The organism is Cetobacterium sp., assembly GCF_051658645.1.
GTDB lineage: Bacteria > Fusobacteriota > Fusobacteriia > Fusobacteriales > Fusobacteriaceae > Cetobacterium_A.
Window position 1 is genome coordinate 1 of sequence record NZ_JBOFMZ010000015.1, and the last position, 1,173, is coordinate 1,173.

At 26.1% G+C, this 1,173-nt stretch carries 1 protein-coding gene; it reads right to left on the minus strand.

Features of this window, described 5'->3' with window-relative positions:
- Positions 1–178: 178 nt before the first annotated feature.
- Positions 179–1,173: PD-(D/E)XK nuclease family protein (locus ACRCZX_RS00660; protein WP_438581025.1), on the minus strand; the 995-nt coding region annotated here is incomplete at its 5' end.

Below are 1,173 nucleotides of genomic sequence, written 5' to 3' on the forward strand. Positions count from 1 at the left end.
TTTAAAATAAATTAAATTATGGAACTGTTATTGTTGAGAATTGGTGGAATAAAACAGAAGAAGAAGATATTGAGGTAAGATTAAACTTATCAATTTAATAGATTAAAAATAAGACGCCCTAAGTTTAACTTAGGGCGTCTTTATGGTAAAAATATATGTATACCATTTTTTCTAGTAATCATAAATTTTTAAACTTATTTTTCAAACTTCTAAGTTCATTACAATAGTTTACAACCGTAACTGCTGTTTTCTCTAAATCGACAGCTCCAAATTCATCTAAGGTTATATAATTTTCTATTATTGCCGTTGTGCACCACTTACCAACCTTGAAACGAGCTGGCGGTTTTACACTATCTCCAAAATGATTTTTCAAAATTAAGAAACTTTTTTTAAGATTTTGAAGGCTGTAATCTTCGGACTTTTCATCTATCCATAATTTTATCACGAGTTTTAAATTTTTGTCACTAGTTTTATTTTTAAAAGCTGTTGATTCAAGTTGTATATAAAAGCCATAGTTTTCAAAGTTAGCAACGTTTGTAAAGTAAAAACAGTAAAGACAACATTTCATCCCACCTTTGTAAGCCCAGTTGTAATCAATATCTGTTTTAATTAAACCCAATTTTTTCAACTGTGTAAAACTAGCATCAAGGGCATCATAATATCCAATTATTTCTGCTTTTGTAAAACAGGTGGTTCTTAAATCAACGTTTTTAAAATTAGCTCTAGCGGCTTCTAAGTTTAGAGTGTGTTCAAAATATTGATTTATAAGAACATCACTTCCCGAGTAAAAATTGAAGATTTTTATAATTTCAGCTCTTAAAAAACACGCGGTATTTATATTTTTATGGATATTTATAATATTGTAAGTGCTTTCATTCTCGATTTTGTAATAAATAGCATACAATTTTTTTTCTACATCTTTACTATCTTTAAAGTATTTTATAACTTTTTGACGATAATCCTCAATTTGGTTTTTTCTTTCAGATGTAAAAGTCTTGTTTTCAATTATAATATAGATAGATTCATTTATTATCAAAAGAATATCTATAGATAAAAATTGTTGTTTAATAACGATAGTTTCTATTAGAACACTTTTTAACTTTAATTTATCAAAAAATTTTGCTAATAAAAATTTTGAAAAAGAGTATTCTTCAGGGTATCTATATTCATTAA